Below are 25,205 nucleotides of genomic sequence, written 5' to 3'. Positions count from 1 at the left end.
AACGCACTGCGTTCCAGTTTACAAAAGCCAGATAAAATGAGCGCATGTAAAGCAGGTCGTGGCCTGCGCTTATGCGTAGCCGCTGTGCGGGGAGTTAGCTGTCATCGTCAGCATTTTGGATACGGGGGTAGTTACCTGAAATTTCAAAGAGTGAGTGAGCTATAAGTGCAAGCCTATAAAGAGAAGCCATGCCAGTGTGATGAATATATGCATCATTAATAAGTGCAGCTATGGCTCTTTCATTTTCTGTATCTGAATTGTAATTTGCCTGGCTACCATTGTAAAAATGGTTAAATCTTTTAAATGTATTAAAATCCCAATCTCTAGTCCTGTTTCTAATAAATTTGATAACTGAAGATCCTCGACCGAAATTTCTTTTAAGCTTAGCTAAGGCTTCTTGTTCGTGGAGCGTATATTCTTGAGTGTTTTTTCCCAAAGCCGGGTCATCTCCATAATTAAGCCATTGCCCTACAATATCAGAGCAATAACTTGTATTCTTAACCATAATAATGCCTGTATTCGGTAAATGACCACCATCTAAGAAATCTGACTCTTCATAGTACCAGTAGTCCCGAGAAGTTATAATGCAAACTTTCTCTTCAACTGAATCTATTATTTTATCAAGATGGCTTTGATCATTCTTGAAATCATTGATCACAATGTCATCATCAATCCAGGCAATCCATTTCCCAGGTTTTACCCGACCCTCTTTCAGGAATTTCTTAATTAAAAATATTTTCCCCCAATAAGGCTGCATACCTTGCATCCAATTCATCAAATCTACTGAGTCATCATCCTGACTATTCTGGCTAAACAATACAAACTTATAGTTAGTGCGTCTTGCTTTTGAAAATGCCAAATGATTTTTTGCAACGGCCAGCGAATAGGGTTTCCAGGTTCCTCCCGATAGAATAAAGTCTATATTTTTCAATCCATGTATTGCATTGCCATCAATTTCAGAGGCATTTGGAACAGAAGAAAGAGCTGCTTTAAGAATATTTGGCTTGTTGAAATTTGTCTTGGAATATCTAGAATAATTATCTCGATATGATTTAGATTGTCCTTCAAAATCAGCTTTATTACTGATTTCTAATTCAAGGTTATTTTTAACATTCACATATAAATAACTCTCTTTAGAAAGCTCTGTATAAATATATTTATTTAAATTATGCTTTTTATCCTCATTTTCTATTTCAGTGATACTTTGCTCATATGGGCTTTTCCAGAATCTATTATCACCATCGCTTGGAATTGTGCTGTCAGCTGAAAGCCATAAAGGGATTAATGATAGAGAAATGTATCTATATTTTTTCATAACGCTTAGAATTCCATTTAATATTCATATATTTTCGGCATCATCATGATATTTTAAACAGGATGGGATGCAACTAACAAAGCCTTCCAACCGACGCACCTCAGGCGTGCGGTTGAAGGCGGACCCGCTGTGTCATGATTATTGTCCCGGTTATTAATTAATCTACTAATAAAACCGTCGGCGGTAGACAGTTTATCGTTCCTCGTTATTCTGAAGAACGGAAAGCCGCTATAAGTACCTGGCCAGTTGGTTTCGCATATTCTGGCGAGTGGATTTTTTCATCCTTCAAGGCGCAACGACGGGCGCGTAGCCATAGCTACGCAACCAGAGTTGGAACGCAGAAGGGTGGAAAAAGCCGCCGTCCAGAATATGCGAAACCAACTGGTTAGATACTTATTATTGAAAAAGCTTTTACCATCCGTTAATCGCTCTGTTCCCTGGGTTGACTAAAAAGAAGGCATTAGTGAGCGACTGGCAGCATTTGAAGCGATTGCTGCAGAACTCTAGACAAATCCACACTGACTATATTGGGTGCCTTGGCTGGTAACAGTTTCCGGCACCTGTCAGTATTTTTAATACATTGTCATTATGGTCTGAGTCGCTGGCAGGCCGTAAAGACTTTCAGAGGATAGCCCGACAGCTCAATTGAGACTGCACCCAAGAATGCACTGACGCCAAAAATCAAGTAGAGTAACCCCAGAAACAGCCATGAGCCAAAGTGTCGCTGCTATCGAATTATAATGCGCCTCTGAACCTGAACGAGTGGCACTTTAATACTAAGAAAACCGGATTTATTGACTAATGGCACTCATAGAATTACTGCAATCTTCGCCCACTTACTTCTACCTGACCCTGACTCTGGTCGGCCTTCTGGTCGGTAGTTTTCTCAATGTTGTTATTTTGCGCCTGCCGGTGATGATGGAACGTCAGTGGAAGCTGGATTGTCTGGAAACACTTCATCCGGACAAGGTGCCCACTGAGATGGAGCCTTATAACCTGATCAAGCCCGACTCCACCTGTCCAGGCTGTGGTCACAAGATTCGGGCCTGGGAAAATATTCCGGTTATCAGCTACCTGTTTTTGAAAGGTCGTTGTTCTTCCTGCAAAACCTCTATTTCTGCCCGCTATCCGATCATTGAGATGATCTCTGCCCTGCTGACCGTTGCTGTTGGTATCTACTTTGGCGCCACTCTCCAGACAGTTTTACTTTGCTTTTTAGTCTGGTCCCTGCTGGCATTGACCATGATTGACCTGGACACCCAACTGCTGCCAGACAGCATTACCCTGCCCTTACTCTGGCTGGGCTTACTGGCCAACAGCTTTGAATTATTTATTCCGTTGCAGGACGCAGTGCTGGGTGCTGCTGCCGGTTATCTTTCGCTCTGGTCTGTTTACTGGTTATTCAAACTGCTGACGGGCAAAGAAGGTATGGGCTATGGTGACTTTAAACTACTCGCTGCGCTCGGTGCCTGGATAGGTTGGCAAATGCTGCCACTGATTATTCTGCTGTCTTCACTGGTAGGAACCATTGTCTCAGTGGTACTGATCATTCTCAAAAAACAGGAACGGAGCAAACCTGTTCCTTTTGGACCTTATCTGGCCGCTGCCGGTTTTATTGCCCTGCTTTGGGGGGAAACACTGGTTCAATCTTATCTGCAGATTATGGGGCTGTGAGCTGAGCATGAGTAAGTTGGTTATTGGCGTAACGGGCGGCATCGGCAGTGGTAAAACAGCCGTTACCGACTACTTTTCCAGTCTCGGTATTACCGTGGTGGACGCAGACCAGGCTTCAAGAGAAGTGGTGGAACCCGGTCGGCCAGCTCTGCAAAAAATTGCAGAACGACATGGTCAGGATATTCTTACTGATGAAGGTACACTGGATCGAAGAAAACTCAGGGATATTATTTTCAATGACGACAGCGAACGTGTATGGCTGGAACAGCTGCTGCACCCTTTGATCCGTCATCAAATTATTCAGGAACTGGCAGCGTCTGAGTCTCCTTACACCATCATCGTTTCACCGCTTCTGGTGGAAACCGATCAACATGCGCTCACCGATCGCATTCTGGTTGTCGATGTCCCTGAAGACATTCAGCTTTCAAGAACCATGAGTCGGGACGGCATGGGCAAAGAACAAACCCGGGCCATTATGGCCAGGCAAGCCTCCCGGCAACAGAGGCTGGAGAAAGCCAGCGACGTAGTTGATAACAGCGGCTCTCTGGAGCAGCTGTTTCAACAGCTGGATGAGGTTCACAAGACTTACATGGCTTTGGCAAACGCATGAGCCCTATTGGGGAAGCCTGGTTTTGCCCGGACCCTCAAATGCCCGGACGCCATCCGTTGGTAATCGGGTATCGGCGGTCTCGCCCAAAACCACGGGGAGTAATGCGAACCCCGACCACCGCCTGCCGACGCTTGAACTCATTAACGTCAATCAGGCGCAGCACCCGATAGACAGTATCCCGGTCAAAACCGGATTCGATAATGGCTTCCGCGCTTTTATCTTCTTCCACATACATTTCGATGATTCGATCCAGTTCATCGTAGGGAGGCAGGCTGTCTTCATCCACCTGATCCGGTGCCAGTTCGGCGGAAGGCGGGCGATCGATCACTCGTTGCGGAATCACATAGCCCAAAGAATTTCGGTACTCGGACAATTCAAAAACAAGCGTTTTTGGCACATCTTTCAGGGCATTGTAACCACCGCACATATCACCATAGAGCGTGGCATAGCCTACCGCCATTTCACTCTTGTTACCGGTAGTGAGGACCATGTAACCTTTTTTGTTGGAAATAGCCATCAGCATAACGCCCCGGCAACGGGACTGAAGGTTTTCTTCTGTAGTGTCCTTTTGGGTATTCTCAAACTGGGCACTCAGCGTTTCCATAAACGCATCAAACATCGGTGCAATGGGCATGACGGAGTAATCGACACCCAGAATATCGGCTTCTTCACGGGCATCTTCCAGACTCATGTTTGAGGTATAACGGAATGGCATCATAACCGCCTGCACCCGCTCAGCGCCCAGGGCGTCAGAGGCAATGGCCAGAGTCAGAGCGGAATCAATACCACCAGATAAACCTAAAACAACGCCTTTGAAGCCATTTTTATTCACATAATCACGAACACCTGTAACCAGAGCTTTGTAAACCCTTTCATGAAGGCCTGGCAGTTCTGCGACGTCTTCCTGATCAAAAGCCTTGTCTACTATGTCGAAACGGGTTGTGTAGAGACCTTCAGCAAAGTAATCGGCCCTGACAGCAACCTGCCCATTGCCGTTCATAGCAAAAGAGCCACCGTCAAACACCAGTTCATCCTGACCACCCAGCAGGTTGACATAAAGCACAGGAAGACCCGTTTCCAGACAACGGCTGCGGATGGTTTGGTAACGGATAGATTGCTTATCTTTGTGAAAGGGAGACGCATTGAGACTCAAAATCAGCTCGGCCCCGGCATCCGCAGCCTGCTGGGCTGAAGAGGGATACCATAGATCTTCACAGACAGTCAGTGCCAGCGTTACCCCTTTACACTCAAAGACGCAGGGTTTCTGTCCCGGCATGAAATAGCGTTTTTCATCGAAAACCTGGTAATTCGGCAGATGTTGTTTGGCGTATCGGGCCACCACCTGACCGTCTCTCAACACCACGGCCTGATTTTCCAAACCATGAGCCCCCATGGCGGGCAGTCCAATCACCAGGTCAACGCCTTTAATCACACTGAGCTTGCTGATGGCCTGCTCAATTCTTAACACCATACTGGGCCTGAGTAACAGATCTTCAGGAGGATACCCACAAAGTGTCAATTCAGGAAAAACCACCAGATCGGCATGATGCTGATCACGGGCTTCTTCAGCCGATTCGATCACCCGTTGGGTGTTGCCGTCGATGTCGCCCACCTTGAGGTTAAGCTGAGCCATGACGATATTGAGCTTCGCTGACATTGAAAAGCCTGATGCCTTAATCTTGAATTTGAGAGCAGGCTATTTTCGACGATGTTGCAGCCGGTGTAAAACTCAAAATGATCCATGATTATGGCCTAGAAATCACCCTCAAAATCAAAGTCCATATGTTCTGCAGGCTCCTGAAGAAAGTCGCCCTGGATGAAATCAACACCGGTATGCCACAGTGGTGCCATTTCAACAGCACTCTGGACCTGGGGAACAATCACTTTCTGACCTTTTTGCGACAGCGCCTGAACCATTTTCTTGAGTTCTTCGCCCTGATTTTCGCTGGTCAGATCTTTGGTGAAAGACGGATCAACCTTGATATAGTCCAGGGTCATTGAGGCAATGGTTTCCATAGGGTTCAAACTACAGCCAAACTCACTCACTCCGGTACTGCAACCCAACTCCTTGACCGCCTTGAAAAAGTCCGGTGCCTGTTTATTGAAGCGGACAATATTCTGCTCACTGACTTCCACAACCACTGATGAAGCAGGAATACCTGCTGCCTTAAGTGCAACGCCCATCCAGGGCAGGAACTCCTTCTCAAGTATGGCGTTACCGCCGAGGTGCATAAAGAGTCGGATTTTATCCTTTGTGCGGGTTCGGCTCAGAAGCGCTTTTCCTGCTTCTATGACCTGCCAACGATCGACTTTGCTCCAGAGCGCATTTTTATCGAGCTTGTTTCGGAATGCCAGTGAGTCATGTTCACGACCTCTGGCATCCAACATATGCAGCTGAACTTCAAAGTGCTTTTCAGAAGAACCTTTCAGACTGACCACAGGCTGGTACTTCAATTTGAAATTGTCATTTTTCAACGCCTGACTGACCATGCCTGCCAGATGCTTCTCCACAGAACTGACCGTATTAACCTTACGTCTCTGGAAGAAACAAATCTTTCCGCCACCTTCTTTTTGAGCCTGTGTGGCAGCATGACGGGCTCTGACCAGCTGAGTATTAAGATCGCTGCAGGAATCGGTCAGTATGACACTCCCCAGACTCAGCTTGACTGGAAGCTCATTTCTTCCCAGTGTGACTCTCTCTTGTGTAACGCCCTTAATAACTTGATCGGCCAGCTCCCGCACTGCCTTTTCATCACTGGCCTTAACCAGAGCCATAATACAGTCGCCGCTCCAACTGGCAGCCTGATGTTCTATCAACACCAACCCGAGACGTGAACTAACTTCCTTGTAGTAAGGCTGGCTGACTCTTTTGCCTCCTTTGGCATGAAGTGCCCGCAGTGAATCGAGAGTAATACAGAGCAAGGCAAATTGGTCTTTGCCTGCGACCACTCTCTGCATGGCAACATCCATCTGCTCCTTGAAAGCTTCTTTATCATAAAGATGGGTTTCAGTGTCGGGACGTGCGACTCCAACGTCTTTCTGGCCAACTTCCGAAGTTCCTTCGGATTCCCGGGTTCTCACCAAAACGCTCAGTGTATAACGCCCCTCATAGGAAGTAGGACTGACTATAGCCCTGACCGGCACTTCCTTATCCCGATCAGCCAGCAGTGGACATTGAATGGCTGCCAGTGCCCGGCCACTGTCTTCGATACTGTTCAGGAAGTCACCCACATCCCTGCGATCTTTGTCTGCAACCAGATCAGTAAAGGGTTTACCGACAAGACTGGCGTTGCCATCAATCCCTACCAGCTCATTAAATGCCGGGTTTGAGTATTTAATCTGACCTTCACTGATGTAGATGATGGCATCGATCTGATCATCCAACAGGTGACGCCTCTGCTTCTCTGATTCATTCAGGGCAACACTCATGCGTCGATAGTGACGCCGGGTATTAAGGTCGGCAATTTCCCGATCAGAAGTCAGCAGAAGCAGTTCATCATTATCCTGGGTAATGACACTTCTTACTCCCAGCTTAAGCCATTCCAGCTGTTCTTCTTCCTGCTCTTCTTCCTGTTCTTCTGACAACACGATGGCAGGAATATCCCTGCCCTGCTGGTCAACCCGATCAAGCACTGAACTGATTGTTAATCCTTCTGGCAAGTCTGCTGATGAGATAATCAGCAAATCCCATTTCTGATGAGAGGACAGGGCTTCATCCAGACTTTCCATAGCGTTGACATGATGAGCACGGGTCGGGTATCCGGCATCCCGATAGACATTCAGCAGTGCCTCGGCTTCTTCAGAAGAAGCATCCACTATCAACAGCCGGACAGTATCCCTTTTTTCCTGCTCCATGGCATTGACCTGATTCAACGAGAGTTTAAGGCTTATCTCATTCTTATAACTGCCATACGCCTGAAATCATTAGCCCCTGCCAAAAAAACACCTTGTTTTTATCCGTCTGGCTTCTTTGTAAATAATTCTACAGGTTCTCTGACCCTATACTCAGATCATGAAAATGCACTTCTAGACTGATCAGATAAGCGCTAAAAACCGGTTAGGTGCGATGGAGCAGTCAAACAATCATAAAGCCAGAGCAATAAACAGCCCTGAGCCTGGAGAACAGGGATTTTCATTAATTGAACTGATGATCACTCTGTTGATCGCTGCGATTATTGTTGCCATGGGACTGCCACAACTGAGAGAAATGTCTAACTCCATCCGTTTCTCAAACATTCAGCAAAACCTGCTGTCAAACCTGCTTTACACCCGCAGTGAAGCCGTTAAAACCGGCAGCGATACCATTGCCTGTGCATCCACCGACGGGACCACCTGCGCAGCAGACCCAACCCTCTGGAGTCAAGGCTGGATCATTTTCACCGATGAAAACAGTAACGGCCTATTTGATGCAGGAGTCGATACCTTGAGACGTTCCCAGACAACAGATTCCATCGCCTCAATCACCTGGAGCAACAGCACTCCAATCGTGTTTGAGGGAGATGGCACTGTCAATAACACCAGTTCAGGCAGCTTTCTTATTTGCGACAGCCTGACAACATCGAAGGTCGCCAGAGGTATCACCATTAACCTGTCTGGTCGGGTGCGCTCAACTGACTCGGTGGTCTGTCCATGAGTTCAAATCGCTCTCAGGCAGGTATGACTCTGGTGGAAGTTCTGATCACAGTGGTCATTCTGGCCTCTGGCCTTTTGGGAATGGCTGCTTTACAAACCCGAAGCATCAGTTACAACAATATTGCCTACTTCAACTCTCTGTCCAACATTCTTGCTTACGACATGCTCGACAGGATCAAAGCCAACCCGGTCTATGCCCTGAATGGGCCCGGTTATTCGGCCAGTGTCGGCAATGTGCCCGCAGCCTATCCCGATGATTGCGACACAGCAAATTGCACACCTGCAGAGCTGGCCCGCTATGACGTAGCCCAGTGGAAGTTCATTCTCGACACTCAGCTCCCTGATTCAGATGGCTCAATTGTCAAAACCGATACACCAGAGGGTCGGAACTACACCATCACAGTTTTTTTTGATGACAGCAAAGGTCAACAGCCCCGCCGTCAGGTAATTCTCAGGAGCACGCTATAAACCATGAACAGCCCCAGGCAAAAAGGACTCAGCCTGATTGAACTGATGATTTCGATGTTATTGGGTATTTTCATCATTACCTCGGTCACTCAGGTTTTTCTTAGCAGCAATAACTCCAATCGCTTGAACTTTCAGTTGGGGCTAATGCAGGAAGCGGCCAGAATTGCTGTCAACTCCATCTCCAATGACGTCCGTGTCGCTGGCTACACAGGCTGTAATACCGATGCTTCAATCGGTAATGCCCTGCTTCAAAACAGCGCTACCCATGAATGGCTGACTGCTGAACAACCGACACAGGGGATGAATCTTTCTGACACGCAGTCAAAGATGGACGCTCAGGCCACTTCAGAAAGCCTGTTGATCTTCAAAGCCAATCCCGACACTGTTTTTGCTATAACCAACCATGACACATCCACATCCACCCTGACACTGGACCGCAACATTGGTTCGACCCTGTCGGCCGGCGGTGCTGCGGTGATAACCCGTCAGGACTGCTCTCAGGTAGCCCTGATAGCCCTGAGTTCCATCGGCGGCAGTACCGTAACCCATACCACCAGCGGTGTCGGCGATTTCAAGAATTGTGTCGCTCAACTCAAGGGCAGTTTTCGCTGCTATGACGGCTCGACGCCTTCCGGCGCTCTGTCATTCAATCCCGGTTATTTGAAGCCTCTGGAATCTGTGGGTTATTTTGTGAAACCGGATAACGGCCTGCCTACCCTGTTCCGAAAAGAAGCAGGCAATGCCTCAGCACTGGCCATAGTGGACGGCATTGAGGATATTCGAATTCATTACGGCCTGGACACAGATAACGACGGGGTCACTAATCGCTATATCAGCGCCGGTGATCGCAGTTTTCGCCATGCTGACTGGCTGCAAACCACCGCCATCCGAATTCATCTGCTGACGCGCAGTGAAACCGAAATCCTCCCTGTTCCAGCACCTCCGCCTGCGCCCCCGAGAACCTATCTTTTCGATGGTCAACAAGTCACTCAGTCGGATCGCTTCTTACGCAAGGAATATGTCATGACCATGGCCCTGAGAAACAGTGGATAATCATGAGTCATATCAGACGACGTCACGATGAAGACGGAACCGCTCTGCTCTACACCATGATTTTTTTTACACTCATGGTGATGGCGACTCTGACGGCGGTTCAATTCTCAAGCCTTGAGCAAAGAATGTCAGCCAGCTACCGGACTCATCAGACCGCTTTTATCGCTGCGGAAACCGCACTGCTGGAAGCCGAACGCTGTATCAAAAGCCAGAGCAGTTGCAACGATATCAACACGTTCGCCAGCGATTGCAGTAATGGCCTGTGCTTCAATGGCTCTGACCGTAACAGCATTATCAGCTGTCGGGCCGGGAATGCCAGCCCCTGGAAAAGTGCCGCCCTCTGGGCTGATGCCAGCAAAACCATTGCTGCCACCAGTTTGCCTTCAGGAACCTCAGCCCGCTATACGGTGGAATTCCTCTGCTACATTCCAAGAGTCTTGTTTGGGGTCACCCCCAACCCCGCCAACCCTTCCGACTGGTCAAAGCTTTACCGTGTAACCGTGCTTTCTTCGGTCGATAACCTCAATAGTCAGGTCATGTTGCAGTCCACCTACAAACGGTGAACCAGAAGAAAAAGGATTTCACAGTGTTCGTGTTAAAAGGGATAAGGATTTCACAGTGTTCGTGTTAAAAGGGATCAGTCCGTCTGCGCTTTTTGCAGCCAGAAAACAGCCTTTATCTCTGTTTTCGCTAAAAATCTGTTTATTGACATTCCTGCTCCAGCCCCTTTTCCTGCAACAGGCCATCGCAGCCGCCTCGGACTATGCTGCAACGCCCAACCAGGGCAGCACCTTTTCACCGCCTCTGGTTATGCTGGCGATGCCAGTGGATCAGCAACTCTTTCAAAGAGCTTATTCAGACTACATCGATCTCGATGACGATGGCCTGATCGATTCAACTTACAAGGACGACTTTGATTACATCGGTTACTTTGACAGTAACTGGTGCTACGCATACAGCAGCTCGGACAAGATGTACCAACCCGTATTGCCAGCTACGGGTAGCAATCAACATTTCTGCCAGGACGCCTCAGCCCCATGGAGTGGTAACTTTATGAACTGGGTGTCCATGTCCAGAATGGAAATACTGAGAGTCATTCTCTACGGTGGACATCGGTCAACGGACTCTGCCACACAGACAGTGCTTAGAAGGTCTTCCCTCTCTACAAACCTCAGTGGTGCTTTTGCCAAAGTTTATTCCGGTGCAGACATTGATAAATACACTCCGTATTCATCGCCGGTTTCTTTTTGCAGTCTCTGGGCTGGAGCACCGTCACTGAGAATCGCAGCGGGTCAGTTTCCTCGCTGGGCCACTACAGAAATCAACCAATGTCAGTGGGGAAATGCATTCAGTCCTGCCAGAAGTGCTGAACTGGCGACCCACACTGTCCAGGTAGAAGCTTGTGTCTCGGGCAAAGATGGCAATAATACCGGGCGTTGCAAACAGTACTCCAGCGGTGTTCCCAAGCCCGTTGGCCTGCTCCAAGGCTATGGCGAAGAAAATCAGATTCAATTTGGTCTTATTACCGGAAGTTATGGTCGCAACAGCTCAGGTGGTCTGTTGCGGCGCAATATCAGACAATTTGCAGGTAATACCGATCCAAATGAGGATGAGATCAATCTATCCAATGGCACCTTTAATACCAGTGTTCAGGGTATTATTCACAATATCGATGCCATTGGTTTGACCGCATGGCGTAACCCGATTTCAGAAATTTATCTTGAGGCCATCAGGTATTTCTCGGGAAGCAACGCAGGTTCTTCTGACTTCAGCACCTCAGACGCCGGACGGGGCATGACCAACGAAGCCTGGGTGACACCCATGACTCAGGCCAATGACTGCGCCAGCTGTGCCATCATTCTTATATCCAGTGGCACCAATGTGTATGACCTGGATGATTTAGACAATAGCATCTCTGATGTCACAGGCATGAGCAATATCAATGACCTGATTAACATAACCGACGATCTCGGTGACATTGAATACAATGGCAACCTCTCAGGTAATTATTATTACGGTGGCAGTAACAACCTTTGCACAGCAAAGTCCCTGTCTAATCTTTCAGATGCCGTCGGTATCTGCCCTGAAGCTCCGAACAAAGAAGGGGGTTACGCAGTTTCGGGTCTGGCTTATCACGCTCAAACAACAGACCTGAGAACCGATCTTGATGGTATCCAGAATATTAAGACCTATACCATTCAACTGGCTGACAGCCTTCCCTCCCTTAGCGCCAGTGTCAACAACAGGACCGTCAGCTTCCAACCGATCAGTTCCAGCGGCTCTTTCCGTGACCTTGTGGTTGATGAGCAGACGGCAGACGGCAAAAAAGGAAAATACACGTTTATCTGGGAAGATTGCCAGGAAGGCTGTGACAATGATTATGACGCCAGCTCCAGTATTGCCTATTGCCTTGGTAATGCCTGCTCACCCGCCATCACCGGCAATCAGATTCAGGTCACGTCCCGTTTCGAAGGGAAGTTTTCTAATGGAGGTTACACTTTTTCCCACAGTATTTTTGGTACCAATGATGATGGTATAGCGTCACCCTACGCCTTTGGCCCCGGTGGTGGAGCTGCCCAGGGTCCCGGAACGCCAGTGACTCACACCTATGTGGCGACTGGCACGGCATCGGGTATTTTGCCCAAGCCACTGAGGCTGGCAGCAAAATATGGAGGCTTCAACGACCTGGATAATGACGGTACACCCAATCATGATGCCAATGGTGATGGAGTGCCTGACAATGATTCCAGAGAGTGGGATATCAGAAATAACGCAACAGGTGAACTGGGCGCCGACAATATTCCCGACAATTTTTTTCTGGCGAGCAATCCATCTTTGTTACGAACCCAGCTGGAGCTGGTTTTTAAGGACATCGCCAGCCGTATATCTTCCGGTGCCAGTGCTGCGCTGGTTTCTAACAGTGCCAGCGGTGCAGGCTCGGCTATTCAGGGGCTATTCCGCCCCAAAATAACGGTCAATAACCTTGAAATCAGTTGGGTTGGACTGCTGCACAGTTTATTTGTTGATACCAGAGGTCACTTCCGGGAAGACTCCAATGGTAACCGGACGCTGGATGACTATTCGACTGACCGGGTTGTGACCTTGTCTTTTGACCCCATCAGAAATTCTACTGTTATTCAACGTTATACCTCTTCTGATAACGGTGTAACACTGACGCCTGATGGCAGTACCGCGGATTTGACTTCACTGAAACCTGTCTGGGATGCTCGTGAACGTTTGACAGAAATCAACAACATTACCAGTCAAAGAAACTATACGGCGCTGACCAACACTGGCCGTCATATCCTGACCTGGCTGGATGCCAATAATAATGGCCGTGTCGATGTCGGTGAGGAACAGCCTTTTGTCTCTGCCACCTTCACAGGCAGCAACGGCGACTATTTGGGTGTGAACGCATCGGAATCGGATAAGCTGGTTAAATTCATTCGTGGCGAAGACCAGACGGGTTATCGCTCCCGCTCTGTGGATATCGACAATGATGGCGACCTGGAAGTATGGCGTCTGGGCGACATCATTCACTCCAATCCTGTCGCCGTGTCGAAACCGGAAGGATATTACTCTGACAGCAAACCTTTCAACGGCAACGACTCAACCTTTATCGATTTTCAGAAACACTACGAAAACCGCCGCCAGGTCGTGTATCTCGGTGCCAACGATGGCATGATCCATGCCTTCAATGCCGGTTTCTGGGACAAAGACAATCAGCGCTTTGACCTGAATCATGATCCCTCAGAAACTCAGCACCCTCTGGGTGGAGAACTCTGGGCATACACACCGATGAATTTATTGCCCCATCTTCGCTGGCTGTCAGAACCGGATTATCCCCATGTTTATTACATGGATGGCGAACCTTTGATTTTTGATGCCAATATTTTCACCCCGGATGTTGACCACCCCAAAGGTTGGGGAACCGTACTGATCATGGGAATGCGACTGGGCGGCGGGCCGATTGACGCTTCAGTCAATAGTGTGACCCGGACCATGCGTTCTGCCTACGTCATGCTGGATATTACTAATCCGGAAAAGCCTCCCAAACTGATGGCAGAAATTACTCATCCGGAGCTGGGTTTTACCACAGGCCGACCCGTGGTGATACAACGGCGAAAACCCAACGCTTCCGGAGACTATAATTTCCCCACCGAAAACAACTGGTATCTGGCCTTTGGCTCAGGTCCGACGGGCACAGGATCCAGCGGTATACGACAAGCTCTGGGCGATGCCACCAGTGACCAGAATATGAAAGTGTTTGTCTATGACCTGAAAAACAAAAACTTTCTCAGCGCTTTTAACCCGATGGACAGTGGTATCGCACAGGCTTATGCCGGCAACATGGCCACCGTGGACTGGGATCAGGATTACTATGACGATGCCATCTACTTTGGCAGTGTAGAAACCGCAGGCAATCTCAGTGGCGAACTGCTAAGGATCAACCTGGCAGACCCACTGGCTGCTAATTGGACACTGGGCACCTTAACCCGCCCACAGCGCCCTGTTACCGCCCGCCCTACGGCAGTAACCAACAGCGATAATGAGCGTTGGGTCTTTGTCGGTACGGGTCGTGAGTTGACCCGGGCAGACAGTCAGGATACTCAGCAGGAATTCTTTTTTGGCGTAAAAGAGCCCAGGCTCGGTGATGTATTCTCTTATGGCACAGTGCCTTTTGCCAGCCTGATTGATACCACGGATATTCAAGTGGAAGCCGATGGTGACCTGAAATCCGGCTTTACCGTATCGCCGGGTACGACAGTGAGTAACTTTGAGTCCCTGCGCAACACCCTGACCACCGAAGCCGGTTGGAAAAACCGACTGATCCATGACGGCAAAGATCCCAGCGGTAAAAGTGTTAGCTCGCCGGCCAATGCTTTTGCCCTGCTGCTGTTCACCGAATACCAACCACCTGCTGATCAGTGTCTGGTGGATGGCACCAGCTTTCTGAATGCTTTGCACTATCAGACCGGCACGGCAATACCCGCCAGTATCCAGCAAGTGCTGACTCCGGGTGGTTTCACTGACGATACGGTATCGGAAAAGAAAATCAGCCTGGGAGCAGGTCTGGCACCGGCTCCGTTAGTCCACCAGGGCATTGATGGCAAAACCAGCATTATTATCCAGGGCGGTGCCGGTAATATTTCCAGCACCGATCTGGAATACACACTGACAGATGATGGCCGACAATCCTGGCGACAGATATTTAATATCCCCAAGTAGGAAGGCTATAGCGTAAACGGCCATGTGCCAGAAGAAATAATTCTAAGGAGCTGAGTTATGGATAACGAGCCAGTGCCTACTATAGGCAATGGATTCAGTCTGATCGAGCTGATGATCGTCGTTGCTATCATCGGCATTATTGTTGCGGTTGCCATTCCATCCTATCAGCAATATGTCTTTGAAAGTCGCAGGACAGACGCCCATATCGCCCTGACGACGGCGGCCGCAGAACAGGAGAAGTTCTACACCTACGACAATGCTTATACTACTGATATCAACAATCTTGGTGGAGCTACTTCTCCGGACGGGCACTACACCATCGCCGTAACGGCCACCAATACCACCTATACCCTGACAGCCACAGCAAACAGCAGCAGCAACCAATTTGAAGATGCAGACTGTCGAACCATCACCTTAAATCAACTTGGGGTCAAAGCCGGTTTTGACAGTGCCGGGACAGCGTTTTCAGAATGTTGGTGAACCGGAAAGAGCTATTGCCAGGAACCGAGTGGCGTTCGTGTACCACGACTATTGATGGTCAGGTTACCGTCCGGGGCCTGAACACCCTGAGGGGTCGCAGTCAGTAATACACACTGTGAAATAGTCATAGAAGAACACGCAGCTGCACTGATTAAGTAATGACCATTCTCGGACACCACTTCATTGGCACCATTGATGGCATAGCCCAATTTTGAGAGATCAGTAGTATAAGCCAGTTGTTCGGTAAAATAGCGTTCCTGCTGCTGCATAATCGTCAACAGGGACGATATGCCTTCGCTGCGTCGGGAATGCATGACATGTTCGTTGTACGACGGGACAATGATTGCAGCGAGAATACCGATGATGGCCACCACGATAATAATTTCCAGTAGTGTAAATCCCTTTACCTTTCTCACTGTTTTTCCCTCCAGAACGTTTTGTGGAAAGGTATCGAACCCGCTTCCCTGAGAATATCCTGAAAACACTCCCCACCCACACAGATATCTGCGCCTTGACTGCTACGGTTAAGAATGACGGGCGCTGGCGTCAAGGTATCATAGCGTAGCTGTCTCTTGCGGTCGCCTTTAACAACCTGACTATTGCCATCAAGATCAACCACTGCACTGGCATTATCAATGTTCAACACATAAAGAAAGCTGCTACCCCCGCCACCAGGCGCATAGGTAGTCAGGGTCAGGACATTATTGAACACAGTGGGCCTGCCCAGCAGCTTTTCTCCAGACACCTCAAAGCGGATATACCAGCCTTTCAAGCTACCCAAAGAACTGCGGGCCGTTGCCCGCTGAACCCCATTCCCCTGCTGTACAAGGTTGGCCGTGGCATCGTAGAGCGCTGATTCATCAATGACTGAACCATTGTTGTAGTTATAACTGGCAGGAGCGTCGTAAATGTTGGGATCCCTGAATACATAAAGCCGATCATTGACCTGAGTCCCCAGAGGTTTCGCCCTGAAACCACTGCCTACGACAATGTTCAAATGATCAACCGATCTTGACAGCGAAACATCCGGCCTTTCATAAAACCGTCGGGCATCGGCACTGGAGCTGCCAGAGAAGTTGGCAATTCGCCCTCCCGTGGCGAAGTTCCAGGCTCCGCTGTTATTCTGGTTAACATCGAATCGCCAGACCTGACCGCCAATGTCCACCGCAAAAAAGTAATCCGTCAGCCCATCGTTGTCGATGTCAATGACCGCAAGATCAGCAGGAATACTGTAATCCATATCCGACAGGTTCAGGTTGGTACCGCTGTTACCGGCAGACCAGAGCTTCTGGCCTGTTTCGGCATCCACCATATAGATGGCCCGGCCGATGTCATTATTGCCGATCGTCGTCTGTTCATCAGCATCCTGATCGTAGCCAGCACCAAATAACAGCACTTGTCTGTCAGAACCATTAAAACGAACCTTTGCCAGCGTTGGGGCTGACCAGGTCTGGCCCAATTCAGGAAAATCAGGGTTATTTGCAATGCTATCTGCCTGATTGTCCCTGTCCTGGTCCCCTCGAATCACCCATTTCAATACCGGACTGTTCCTTTCAGTAACATCAAGAGCGTAGATATTACTGCCGCCGCGCCTCATGGTGAGATAAAGATAGACATGCTCTCCAGAATCGGGACTGCCATTATTAGTCTGAAGCACATCGCCATCACCGTTGGCATCATCGATCCATACCGTCATCGGGCCATCCATGCCATAGGGCTTGGGCGGCTTACTCACAGGGGGAGGCGGTATCTGAGGGGTGCTCCTGAGCCTGCAGCTCTGATCAAGGAGGACATCACCAAACTTAAAGCGATACTCACAAAACTCAGGCTCTAAACAGGTTTGCGGGGGCACAGAAAGAGAATAATTATAGTAACAGTCACCGTCCGACTTTGGTATGCTATTTTTAAGACGGCAACTCTGTGTATGATGAAGATCTAAAAAACGATACTGATAACTGCACCAATACTCGGGAATGCATTTACCGGGTATTTGGTAGTCCCAGACACAACCCGCATCGGAAGATGGGCCGCTATAGTGGTCCCCCCCCCCTACCAGATTATCTTTGTAGAGTTTAAGGTTAACGAGCAACTCTTTAGGAATAAATGAGAACTCGGTGCTGCCATTAGCGGTATTTACACCGTGTAAAAAGCCGTCGTTGGTGGTGAAATAGACAGTTCGATCCACCACTGAGCCAACACTGTTCTTATAATAGGTGATCACTTTTGGCTGGGTATGAAGTGGATCACCAATACTGGTTCGATTGTCCGTAATGGAACCGTCACTGTCTTCGTCGTCAACATCAACCCCTCTGGCCCACTTGAGAACATTGGTGCGGTTCGTTGCCGACCCACTCCCGGACAAAGCCAGAAGCCCGGTGGTAATCCTTGAATTATTCTCACTGACACGATTACCCGAAACACTCAGGATGAGATTGTTACCAGTGATAATATTGGAAACCACCAGCCGATTTTGACTCAAATGAGCAGCCATCCCGCCATTAGTAACATTGCTGCCATCATTAGCGTTTCCCCAAAAGCTTTTGGAAGCGCTGGTAAAAAACCCGGTGGATGAATCGATAGCCAGATTACCATTGGCATCATAAACCTTATTATCCGAACCCACCCGGTAACGTTTGAGGTTGCCGCGCCAGCTGGGGCCATTAACAGATCGCAGCACGATATAATAGAGCTCATCAGAGCTTTGGAGAGCGTTTGCAGCATCACTGACCGATGCGGGTGCCGCAAACCCCAGAGTATCAATCTGGCCATTATTGTATGCATTGATCAGAAGATCCGTGTCGTCAGAGTTTACCTCTGAAAGACACAGCAGACTGAGAAACAATGTAAGAAGTAGATGATGCATCAAAGGGGAAATCCTCTGTCACGCGCTCTTACTTCTCCATCGGCAGCACAGCCTTCAGATTGATTCAAAGTGTGGTCACGTAGATGAAGCCCAGAGTCTGACTGGATTGTGCGCCTGCCTTGACCAAAGTAGCGACACTATCAATTTCGAACATTAACCCCATGTATTTCCCCAGGCTGTAACCCGGAGGTGGTGGTACCTCACCGATATATCGGAGCGTGGCAGTCTGGCAGATTTGAGTGTGGTTAGAACAACCTGTCTGATCCTGTACAATGGTAAGGCTGACATCAGCGGCCCTGGCATCCATTAAAACACTGGGGTTGTCGATAAGGTATTTATATTGTCCATCCAACTCACTGTACGCTACCTGATAGACCTGTAATCCTTTCTGCTCATTGCTGACCGCCATTTCTTCAAAAATAGCCATTTCCATAACAAACAAACCCGAAAATAGCATCACCAGCATAATGATCATGGTCATAAGCATGATCGCACCTTGCTGCCTGGCTCTGTGAATAGACCTCATACTAGAATCCGGCGTTGTTAAGTTTATAGGCTGTGGTAAAGACATATCGGGGGCGTCCATCGTTAAGGGTCAAAGTGCCACTCTCCAGGATGTTATACGTCCGTGTTCGCTTTTCAAATGACCGAGTCTGCTGACCAGAATTCACAAGTACACCCAATCTGATACTTCTGACATCCCGCCAGTCGCTGACCGTACTGGCCGACAGATACTGATGTACATTATTTGTATTATTGTGGGTAACGCCATAAAGAGCCTGGAGGCGTTCAACACCAGTGATCACAGCCCTGGCTGCACCTCTGGCTATAGAGTTTGCCGGGTTGTAGCCCCGGCAGAACAGGGTATCAATATTATTATTTGCCGGATCAGGAGCCACATAGTAAACATTGGCCGTCAGCTCGTTCGCCGGAACGGTGTTGCCTGCACAATCTTCACTGTTCTGAGGTAGAAACTGGACAGCCACCTGATCACTGTTGTTACCGCCACCATCAAATGTACATTGCGCAGCGCTGCCACATCTGCCAGTAAAGAATGGCAGCACCAGACTATTCACTTCATCGCTGTAGCCTGCCTGTCTTACAGCACGACCCAGCAAATACAGTGTATGCCGCCCATTTTCCTGTGCCAGGGCAAGATCTTCCTGAAAATAAGTAGAACGACTGCTGTTCAACATCAGTTTTAAAAAGGTGCTGCTGACTAACAAACCAATCACAAGTGCCAGCATCAGTTCAATCAGCGACAGTCCTTGCTGTCGGAATAAGGATTTTCTGATCATTACCGTAGATATTTCAGAGTCAGTGATTTCTGAGCCAGAAACAAACTACCAATGCCGCCTCTGGCTTCCCATTCAAGGGTTATCGACACCGTTGCACCAGAATTACAGGGGCTGGCTGAACAGCTGACAGTCATCTGCTGGTCGGATAGTCTGGCATTTCGGCACATGAGATCATGAACATCAAAATCAGCCATTTCATCAGCCGTGCAGGTGTTGGCAAGGCATTGTCTGGGAGCAGGCCCGGCACAATAGGATGAGAGATTACTGCTGGCGGTCTGGGCTCTACTCTGGTAACGGCCTGACTGCACCCCCTGAACATTCACCTTCATACGTTCAGACATCTCATTCGCCAGCCAGAGCGCCTGAGAACGTTGCAGGCTGTCTTGAGTTGCTCTGGTGGCCTGAGCCTGCATTCCCGCCATCCCAAGAATGCCTACCATAAAAATCACCACACTTATCAACACTTCTATGAGACCAAAGCCTTTCTCTTTGCTCTGTGGAACCTTTCTGTACGTCTTTGTATGTGCTTTTAAGTGTGCTTCCATCAACAATTACCTGTGGAAGAAGATTTTCGAATTTGTCCAGTCGTTGTGACCGATACGGTTTTAATTGGAGTGCCCAATCCTCCCGTGGGACAAACTCTGATAGTTCGCACCACTGAAGGGCTGCCCCTGGGGGTAAATGTCAATGTGTTACCGGCATTCAGATTAATCGTGACATCACTGTCAATTTCTCCGTATACCCTGATAACGTCCTCACCCGTATCAACCGAACTGTTATTGTTGGGATTAGTGAAAACCATCCAGCCTGCTTTCCAGTTGCTGCCTGAAGTATCGCAACTTGTGCCGTTTTTGCTTCGACAGAGACTGATATTCACGCCTCTTTTTATCGCCTCACTGCGAGCCACCACCACACTACTGAAAATACGTTGATTGTAAAAATCCAATCGAAACGATTGCACAAGCGAATCCAGGGACACCGTTATGGAACTAATGATGCCGACCAAAAGAATGGTGATCATCATCTCGATAAGGGTCAGCCCTTTCACAAGCCCGGGCCGGGTAATTGCGAAGCGATGCCTGAACACGACCTACTTCCTTTGCTGAATGACACTCCAACTATAGGAAAAAAAGCAAGACCAGAGATTCAGGGAATGACAGTCGGCTTATCCAGGTGTGAGCCGGATAGCACCTGATAAAAAAGGCTTCAAAGAATTGACACGAATCGGGAGATTAAGGGCTTCCCCGGGGAATGCCAAAGATCTGTCTCCATGACATTCTGCCCGAGGTTTGTGAATTCAGTTCGTGATTGCTGATACCGCCTCCGGCTTCCTGATGGATAACGAAAGACGATGTAACCCAGCTCCAGTTTGACTCTTTTTATGGAAAGGTCACGTCCCGGATTAGAAAGCAGCCGAATACGTCAAACTGACCAGCTCAGAGCCATCACCCTGACCGCTATAGTTATAATTCAGCCCCAACTTGCCATTGCCCAATTCCATAACGGCGCCCAGATTAGCCGTAGCAAAGCCACCTTCATCCACATAGGCTCCAGGCAAGTTGTACTGCCCAAAATTCAGATTGGTATTGGTGACGTTAATGCTCTCAAAGCCACCTTCCTGCTCATCGGTATGATACATCTCGGCGTTGAAGGCAATAGTATCCGTGAGCTGCATACTACCCATAAAACCGGCACGCAGCTGCATGCTTTCTGTGGATTGATTCCCCCATTTGTAATTGGAAATTTCTCCGCCACTCTCGGTATAACCGTTAACAGAAGCATGAATGGCTTGTAATCCGAGAACGGGACCAAAAACAAACTGCGACGATTCATCAAGCAGGTTATAGCCAGCCAGAAGATCCAGACCAACAGCATGGCCTTCGGTATCCCCTTTGGCAGTATAAGACTGCGAACCTATATTGAAATCACGCGCAAGATCTGCATAGTCCATATTGGTATAACCCAGTGCACCTTCTAAAAACCAGGCACCTTCACGATAACCATAAAGAATATTCAGACCATAATTGTTTGCCTCAAACGATGAACCATCGACGTCCAGCTCATTCTGTCCCAGAGTAACAGCAATACCCAAAAAATGGTTGTCATCCAGGCCTTTGATCAATCCCACAGTGGATGAATAACGATCATCGTCAGGACTTAAGCCGCCATCCAGCTCATTGGCACCCGCAGCGCCACTGATAAACCAGCCACTTTTTACATCCTTCCAGCGGGACTGACGCATTTCATTGGTAACTGCACTGAATTGACTGCGAGCTGCACTCAAGCCCATCTGCGGTAACAACCCCACTTTTCTGGGGGCTATAATGATATCCGCCATGTAATCTGCAGCCAGAGCATGGGTTTTGCCGGTGGGGTGCAAAAAATCATTAAAAATCAGGCTGTCAGGGTCCGGAGCAGTGCCATCAACCCCATAGACCGGATGCTCGAAGCATGAGGTTGAAAGACCAGTACTGCCCGCCAAACCATTGTCATAACAGGTGTACACCTGATCGATTGCAGCGCCGGTAACAGCTGCATCCACGCCTGAGGCAAAGCCAAATTGATCAGCATCCCTGACAATAAGATTAATGAAACCCTGAAAATCTACCGGTATGACATTGGCACCGGTTTGGTTGACAAAAATTTCAAGCGCCTGATTGTAACCGGCAGCGGCAGTACTTGCCGCAGTGGCCTGAGCCGGATCACTCAGAGCAGCCAGTTGTGTAAGCGGAATCCGCCCCATATCAGGCAAATTTGCCAACATAATATAGTTGGCACCAGCAGCACTCAGAGCACCCACCGCTGTAGCCATATTCTGGGCTGATGCCTGAATCGCAGCCGCTTGATCGGGCGCGCTCGACCATGTTCCCCGTAAATCATTCCCCCCACCATCGAGCAAGTAAAGTGCATTTCCAGAGGCCGAAGGGTTATCAATCAAGTAAGAATTAAAATTGCTTCCTCCACTGACCGTAACAGTATTTGCATCATCCTGAAGGGCAACCCCACCAACAATAGAATCCAGAACATCGGCGGTTTGATAGCCCCCGACTGCATAGTTATTACCGCCATTGGCAAGAGTATCAATATCCAATCCCAGGGCCTTAGCCAGCAATTCAGTCGCTATGACTCCGCCATCATTTGTCGCATAAGACAGGTTGCCTGTATCCAGCAAGCTGTCACCAAACACGTAAAAGTCACTGAAGGGCTGCTCGGCCTGAGCACCAAAAGATACGACTGCAGCCACAGCCGCAGATAGAATTTTCCGCTTCATCTTCTTTCCTTATTATTATTGTGATGATTTTTATATGCAGTATTGTGAGGCTATTTTTATCACTGCGACCAGAATTTAGCAATCAGTCATTAATAATCGGCATATGCCGCCGACTCACTTTTCCTGATTTTCTCAAGCAGCTAGCTCATCAGTCTTTATTGTCTTTCTTTGAACTTTTTTTGGATTTAAAGGTCAAAATATACTCAAGGAACACAATACTTCAGGGATTAAGTATATGAATATATCGCAGTCTGGAGCCTTCAATGGCCCCACCATCGGAAATGAGCCCTACTCGCTACAGGACAGCGTTGCCAGACTGCCTGGCAGCAACAACGCGGCAGAGGTTTATTTACCAGCTAATCGCGAACATCACTACACGGGTTCAGAGCAACCTGTTGTACAGCGCAAGGTTTCTAACCTTGCCCTCTTTGACGGGCCTGGCCCAGTATCCGCTTCAGGTCATGATATTTACCTGACGCCACTGTCCACAGCTGTACATCTTCGGGAAACGCTGCAGAACCTTATCAAAACATTGCATTATCAAAAAATAACCATCGAAAAGTCTGACGTTAAAGAACCGGAAAACCAGATTGAAGAAACGAAGGAGGATGATAAAACCGATGAGGCACTCAATATTTTTATCGGTTTTATATTATACAAGGAGGGCCTCCAGGAAGACCGTGGTTTTTTTGCAAGAGAACAAAATCGATATTTGCCAGACCAGACAATCGAAGCCAGACGGGTTACTGAGATCTGTGATGTCCTGAAGAAAATATTTCAAGAGCATTCAGAAGGAGTAAAATCTAACGAGAACTATTTTAAACATGAAGGTCTTAATTATGATCTCTCTGAAATGCTGATTGATTATCTTGCGGAAACCGGTTATATCCCAGTCTGGAAGAATTGCGATAATATACCCTGGGCTCTTCGCAGGGAACTGTTTGAATTTTTTGAAACTATCCTGTCACATTACGGCAAGTTTTCCGAGCTAATCGCTATATTTGGTTTTATTTACAAACATGAATCCCATTTTATTGAGATTGCCAAAGCTTCTGCTGACAGTCTCAATAATAATTTGTTGTCGTGTGTTTTACGCATCGATGATGACCTGCGCGAAACATTCAACAAATCGATAATGAAAGAAATATTTGAACGACGCTATATGCATGTTATTGACAACCTGTTTGCCAAAAAGTCTGAATTCGTGGGGAGCAGCGGGTATCCATTGATGAGTCCATGCCTTAAATTTGGAGAAGAGTTCGAATACTATATTAACACTTTATCGGGCTCAAAAAGTGAAGCGAGGCGTAAAGCCCTGTTTCCTCTTGGAGAGCACCTTGAAGAGCAGGGCTTTAAGTTCCTTGGTTGGATTGAACCATACAAGAGGCGGTATACCCTGAACAGTGATTTTGAGATTACCTCGTTTGTGGATACAGTTGAGTGTCTTGAGATAAACTGCAAGCCATACCACTTAGATGATAAACAAGCCCATGACTGCTTTAAAAAGGTGATTAGTGCGATTAACTTCATGCGCAACAATAGGGTCATCAGTTATAGCTCCGGGCACAAACATGTTGATGTGTTGAGCGCAACGGGCGGTGATCCCGCAATTATCATGGCAATCGAATGTGAATTACAAAACAACCCCTATTTACTCAGATTTTTCGGTAATGAAAAACGGATTGTCTCAGATAGCGAGGCGCAATGGCATAAAACATTCAGTGATTTTGAGAAGCTGAAGGATATCGCGATAGTCAGGATGAATCAAATGATTGCCCATTACAATACGAGACTAATGGATGGGGATTATTGCAGCAGCAATTTGCAAGGAGCAACCGATGAAGAAAAAATGGAAAACCTGAAACAGTTTACTGGTTTTTACAGTCGATTTGTTCAGATGACCGACTTTCAGCATATGACCGGGAAATGGAGGTGTATGCCATGTGAAGAAGATGATGCACTTGCAGGTGCTGCAGAAAAGTACATGGCGATCTCGTTATTACATATCAACGGAACAGCTGCCATCAATGCACTTCCAACAATGGAATTCCGTTTTTTCCGCTGTCCGAAAACAGCTGAAGAGGTAGAACTGGTCAATGAATTCTTGCAGGCCTGGTTTCAATATATCCACCAGTGTCGGCGTGACAATATACCTCTGGAACCCGTTCCTGCTGACATCAAGGCATCCAAAGATTATTCCCCTGAAGAAGTGCGAAGCTATGGTCTTGCCTATCTCGAAAAAATAGGTCTGGATTCACGACGTTATCTGGTCTTTATGGATGCAGAATAATGGCTTTATCCAATCGAAAAGA

General features: G+C 48.1%; 19 protein-coding genes. 9 read left to right on the top strand and 10 right to left on the bottom strand.

The genetic code is table 11. The annotated features are described in order from the left end of the window. Nucleotides 1-94: 94 nt before the first annotated feature. Complete coding sequence (locus tag ACOMG9_RS06830) at nucleotides 95-1,315, bottom strand: hypothetical protein (protein ID WP_448216360.1); 1,221 nt, start codon at nucleotides 1,313-1,315, stop codon at nucleotides 95-97. A gap of 801 nt (nucleotides 1,316-2,116) precedes the next feature. Between ACOMG9_RS06830 and ACOMG9_RS06825 the strand changes: the two genes are divergently transcribed. Next, complete coding sequence (locus ACOMG9_RS06825; RefSeq protein WP_448216359.1) at nucleotides 2,117-2,989, top strand: prepilin peptidase; 873 nt, start codon at nucleotides 2,117-2,119, stop codon at nucleotides 2,987-2,989. Between the two features lie 7 nt (nucleotides 2,990-2,996). Then, on the top strand, nucleotides 2,997-3,599 hold the full coding sequence (coaE, locus tag ACOMG9_RS06820) for a dephospho-CoA kinase (protein WP_448216358.1): 603 nt from the start codon (nucleotides 2,997-2,999) through the stop codon (nucleotides 3,597-3,599). Between the two features lie 34 nt (nucleotides 3,600-3,633). Here coaE and ACOMG9_RS06815 read toward each other — a convergent pair whose 3' ends face one another. Continuing rightward, nucleotides 3,634-5,256 (bottom strand): NAD+ synthase, encoded by a 1,623-nt coding sequence (locus tag ACOMG9_RS06815; RefSeq protein ID WP_448216357.1) that lies wholly within the window; start codon nucleotides 5,254-5,256, stop codon nucleotides 3,634-3,636. A 95-nt stretch (nucleotides 5,257-5,351) separates the two neighbouring features. Further along, nucleotides 5,352-7,454, bottom strand: coding sequence for an EAL domain-containing protein (locus tag ACOMG9_RS06810; protein WP_448216356.1), 2,103 nt, complete (start codon nucleotides 7,452-7,454; stop codon nucleotides 5,352-5,354). 211 nt (nucleotides 7,455-7,665) lie between these two features. Here ACOMG9_RS06810 and ACOMG9_RS06805 point away from each other — a divergent pair, with 211 nt between their 5' ends. From ACOMG9_RS06805 to ACOMG9_RS06780, 6 genes are read left to right on the top strand one after another with little or no spacing between them, the layout of a single operon-like run. Next, nucleotides 7,666-8,232, top strand: coding sequence for a GspH/FimT family pseudopilin (locus ACOMG9_RS06805; RefSeq protein ID WP_448216355.1), 567 nt, complete (start codon nucleotides 7,666-7,668; stop codon nucleotides 8,230-8,232). Continuing rightward, nucleotides 8,229-8,699, top strand: coding sequence for a type IV pilus modification protein PilV (gene pilV, locus ACOMG9_RS06800; protein ID WP_448216354.1), 471 nt, complete (start codon nucleotides 8,229-8,231; stop codon nucleotides 8,697-8,699). The genes ACOMG9_RS06805 and pilV (ACOMG9_RS06800) overlap by 4 nt, the downstream gene beginning before the upstream one ends. Nucleotides 8,700-8,702: 3 nt before the next feature. Continuing rightward, nucleotides 8,703-9,752: a PilW family protein gene (locus ACOMG9_RS06795; protein ID WP_448216353.1), complete on the top strand. Its 1,050-nt coding sequence runs from the start codon at nucleotides 8,703-8,705 to the stop codon at nucleotides 9,750-9,752. Nucleotides 9,753-9,754: 2 nt separating this feature from the next. Next, complete coding sequence (locus ACOMG9_RS06790; protein ID WP_448216352.1) at nucleotides 9,755-10,315, top strand: pilus assembly PilX family protein; 561 nt, start codon at nucleotides 9,755-9,757, stop codon at nucleotides 10,313-10,315. Nucleotides 10,316-10,370: 55 nt separating this feature from the next. Next, nucleotides 10,371-14,981: a pilus assembly protein gene (locus tag ACOMG9_RS06785; protein WP_494529985.1), complete on the top strand. Its 4,611-nt coding sequence runs from the start codon at nucleotides 10,371-10,373 to the stop codon at nucleotides 14,979-14,981. 57 nt (nucleotides 14,982-15,038) lie between these two features. Beyond that, a complete protein-coding gene (locus ACOMG9_RS06780; protein WP_422132960.1) occupies nucleotides 15,039-15,461 on the top strand; it encodes a type IV pilin protein in 423 nt (140 codons plus the stop codon). Nucleotides 15,462-15,472: 11 nt separating this feature from the next. On the opposite strand, the gene ACOMG9_RS06775 is transcribed toward ACOMG9_RS06780, so the two are convergent. The 7 genes from ACOMG9_RS06775 to ACOMG9_RS06745 all read right to left on the bottom strand — a co-directional run bounded on the left by ACOMG9_RS06775 (nucleotide 15,473) and on the right by ACOMG9_RS06745 (nucleotide 22,893). Beyond that, nucleotides 15,473-15,877, bottom strand: coding sequence for a type IV pilin protein (locus tag ACOMG9_RS06775; RefSeq protein WP_422132959.1), 405 nt, complete (start codon nucleotides 15,875-15,877; stop codon nucleotides 15,473-15,475). Next, complete coding sequence (locus ACOMG9_RS06770) at nucleotides 15,874-18,324, bottom strand: pilus assembly protein (protein WP_448216349.1); 2,451 nt, start codon at nucleotides 18,322-18,324, stop codon at nucleotides 15,874-15,876. Before ACOMG9_RS06770 ends, ACOMG9_RS06775 begins: the two co-directional genes overlap by 4 nt. A gap of 64 nt (nucleotides 18,325-18,388) precedes the next feature. Beyond that, nucleotides 18,389-18,850: a hypothetical protein gene (locus ACOMG9_RS06765; protein ID WP_448216348.1), complete on the bottom strand. Its 462-nt coding sequence runs from the start codon at nucleotides 18,848-18,850 to the stop codon at nucleotides 18,389-18,391. A gap of 1 nt (nucleotide 18,851) precedes the next feature. Continuing rightward, nucleotides 18,852-19,622, bottom strand: a complete 771-nt coding sequence (locus tag ACOMG9_RS06760) for a PilW family protein (protein WP_448216347.1) — start codon at nucleotides 19,620-19,622, stop codon at nucleotides 18,852-18,854. Next, the gene (gene pilV, locus ACOMG9_RS06755) at nucleotides 19,622-20,167 is read right to left on the bottom strand and encodes a type IV pilus modification protein PilV (RefSeq protein WP_422132955.1); all 546 of its coding nucleotides are present in this window, start codon (nucleotides 20,165-20,167) and stop codon (nucleotides 19,622-19,624) included. The genes ACOMG9_RS06760 and pilV (ACOMG9_RS06755) overlap by 1 nt, the downstream gene beginning before the upstream one ends. Next, nucleotides 20,167-20,709 (bottom strand): GspH/FimT family pseudopilin, encoded by a 543-nt coding sequence (locus ACOMG9_RS06750; protein ID WP_422132954.1) that lies wholly within the window; start codon nucleotides 20,707-20,709, stop codon nucleotides 20,167-20,169. The genes pilV (ACOMG9_RS06755) and ACOMG9_RS06750 overlap by 1 nt, the downstream gene beginning before the upstream one ends. A 315-nt stretch (nucleotides 20,710-21,024) precedes the next feature. Beyond that, complete coding sequence (locus ACOMG9_RS06745; RefSeq protein ID WP_448216346.1) at nucleotides 21,025-22,893, bottom strand: autotransporter domain-containing protein; 1,869 nt, start codon at nucleotides 22,891-22,893, stop codon at nucleotides 21,025-21,027. 235 nt (nucleotides 22,894-23,128) lie between these two features. Between ACOMG9_RS06745 and ACOMG9_RS06740 the strand changes: the two genes are divergently transcribed. After that, a complete protein-coding gene (locus ACOMG9_RS06740) occupies nucleotides 23,129-25,183 on the top strand; it encodes a hypothetical protein (RefSeq protein WP_494529984.1) in 2,055 nt (684 codons plus the stop codon). Nucleotides 25,184-25,205 lie beyond the last annotated feature (22 nt).

It is taken from the genome of Endozoicomonas sp. PH6C (genome assembly GCF_059322965.1).
This window is presented reverse-complemented; position numbering and strand designations above follow the sequence as displayed.

What these genes read in the sequence shown, in the direction of transcription:
- ACOMG9_RS06770 (WP_448216349.1), bottom strand. Translation starts at nt 18,324, where the DNA reads ATGCATCATCTACTTCTTACATTGTTTCTCAGTCTGCTGTGTCTTTCA.
- ACOMG9_RS06825 (WP_448216359.1), top strand. Translation starts at nt 2,117, where the DNA reads ATGGCACTCATAGAATTACTGCAATCTTCGCCCACTTACTTCTACCTG.
- ACOMG9_RS06830 (WP_448216360.1), bottom strand. Translation starts at nt 1,315, where the DNA reads ATGAAAAAATATAGATACATTTCTCTATCATTAATCCCTTTATGGCTT.
- ACOMG9_RS06795 (WP_448216353.1), top strand. Translation starts at nt 8,703, where the DNA reads ATGAACAGCCCCAGGCAAAAAGGACTCAGCCTGATTGAACTGATGATT.
- ACOMG9_RS06765 (WP_448216348.1), bottom strand. Translation starts at nt 18,850, where the DNA reads ATGAGGTCTATTCACAGAGCCAGGCAGCAAGGTGCGATCATGCTTATG.
- ACOMG9_RS06780 (WP_422132960.1), top strand. Translation starts at nt 15,039, where the DNA reads ATGGATAACGAGCCAGTGCCTACTATAGGCAATGGATTCAGTCTGATC.
- ACOMG9_RS06815 (WP_448216357.1), bottom strand. Translation starts at nt 5,256, where the DNA reads ATGTCAGCGAAGCTCAATATCGTCATGGCTCAGCTTAACCTCAAGGTG.
- ACOMG9_RS06740 (WP_494529984.1), top strand. Translation starts at nt 23,129, where the DNA reads ATGAATATATCGCAGTCTGGAGCCTTCAATGGCCCCACCATCGGAAAT.
- ACOMG9_RS06790 (WP_448216352.1), top strand. Translation starts at nt 9,755, where the DNA reads ATGAGTCATATCAGACGACGTCACGATGAAGACGGAACCGCTCTGCTC.
- pilV (WP_422132955.1), bottom strand. Translation starts at nt 20,167, where the DNA reads ATGGAAGCACACTTAAAAGCACATACAAAGACGTACAGAAAGGTTCCA.
- ACOMG9_RS06805 (WP_448216355.1), top strand. Translation starts at nt 7,666, where the DNA reads ATGGAGCAGTCAAACAATCATAAAGCCAGAGCAATAAACAGCCCTGAG.
- ACOMG9_RS06810 (WP_448216356.1), bottom strand. Translation starts at nt 7,454, where the DNA reads ATGGAGCAGGAAAAAAGGGATACTGTCCGGCTGTTGATAGTGGATGCT.
- ACOMG9_RS06745 (WP_448216346.1), bottom strand. Translation starts at nt 22,893, where the DNA reads ATGAAGCGGAAAATTCTATCTGCGGCTGTGGCTGCAGTCGTATCTTTT.
- pilV (WP_448216354.1), top strand. Translation starts at nt 8,229, where the DNA reads ATGAGTTCAAATCGCTCTCAGGCAGGTATGACTCTGGTGGAAGTTCTG.
- coaE (WP_448216358.1), top strand. Translation starts at nt 2,997, where the DNA reads ATGAGTAAGTTGGTTATTGGCGTAACGGGCGGCATCGGCAGTGGTAAA.
- ACOMG9_RS06760 (WP_448216347.1), bottom strand. Translation starts at nt 19,622, where the DNA reads ATGATCAGAAAATCCTTATTCCGACAGCAAGGACTGTCGCTGATTGAA.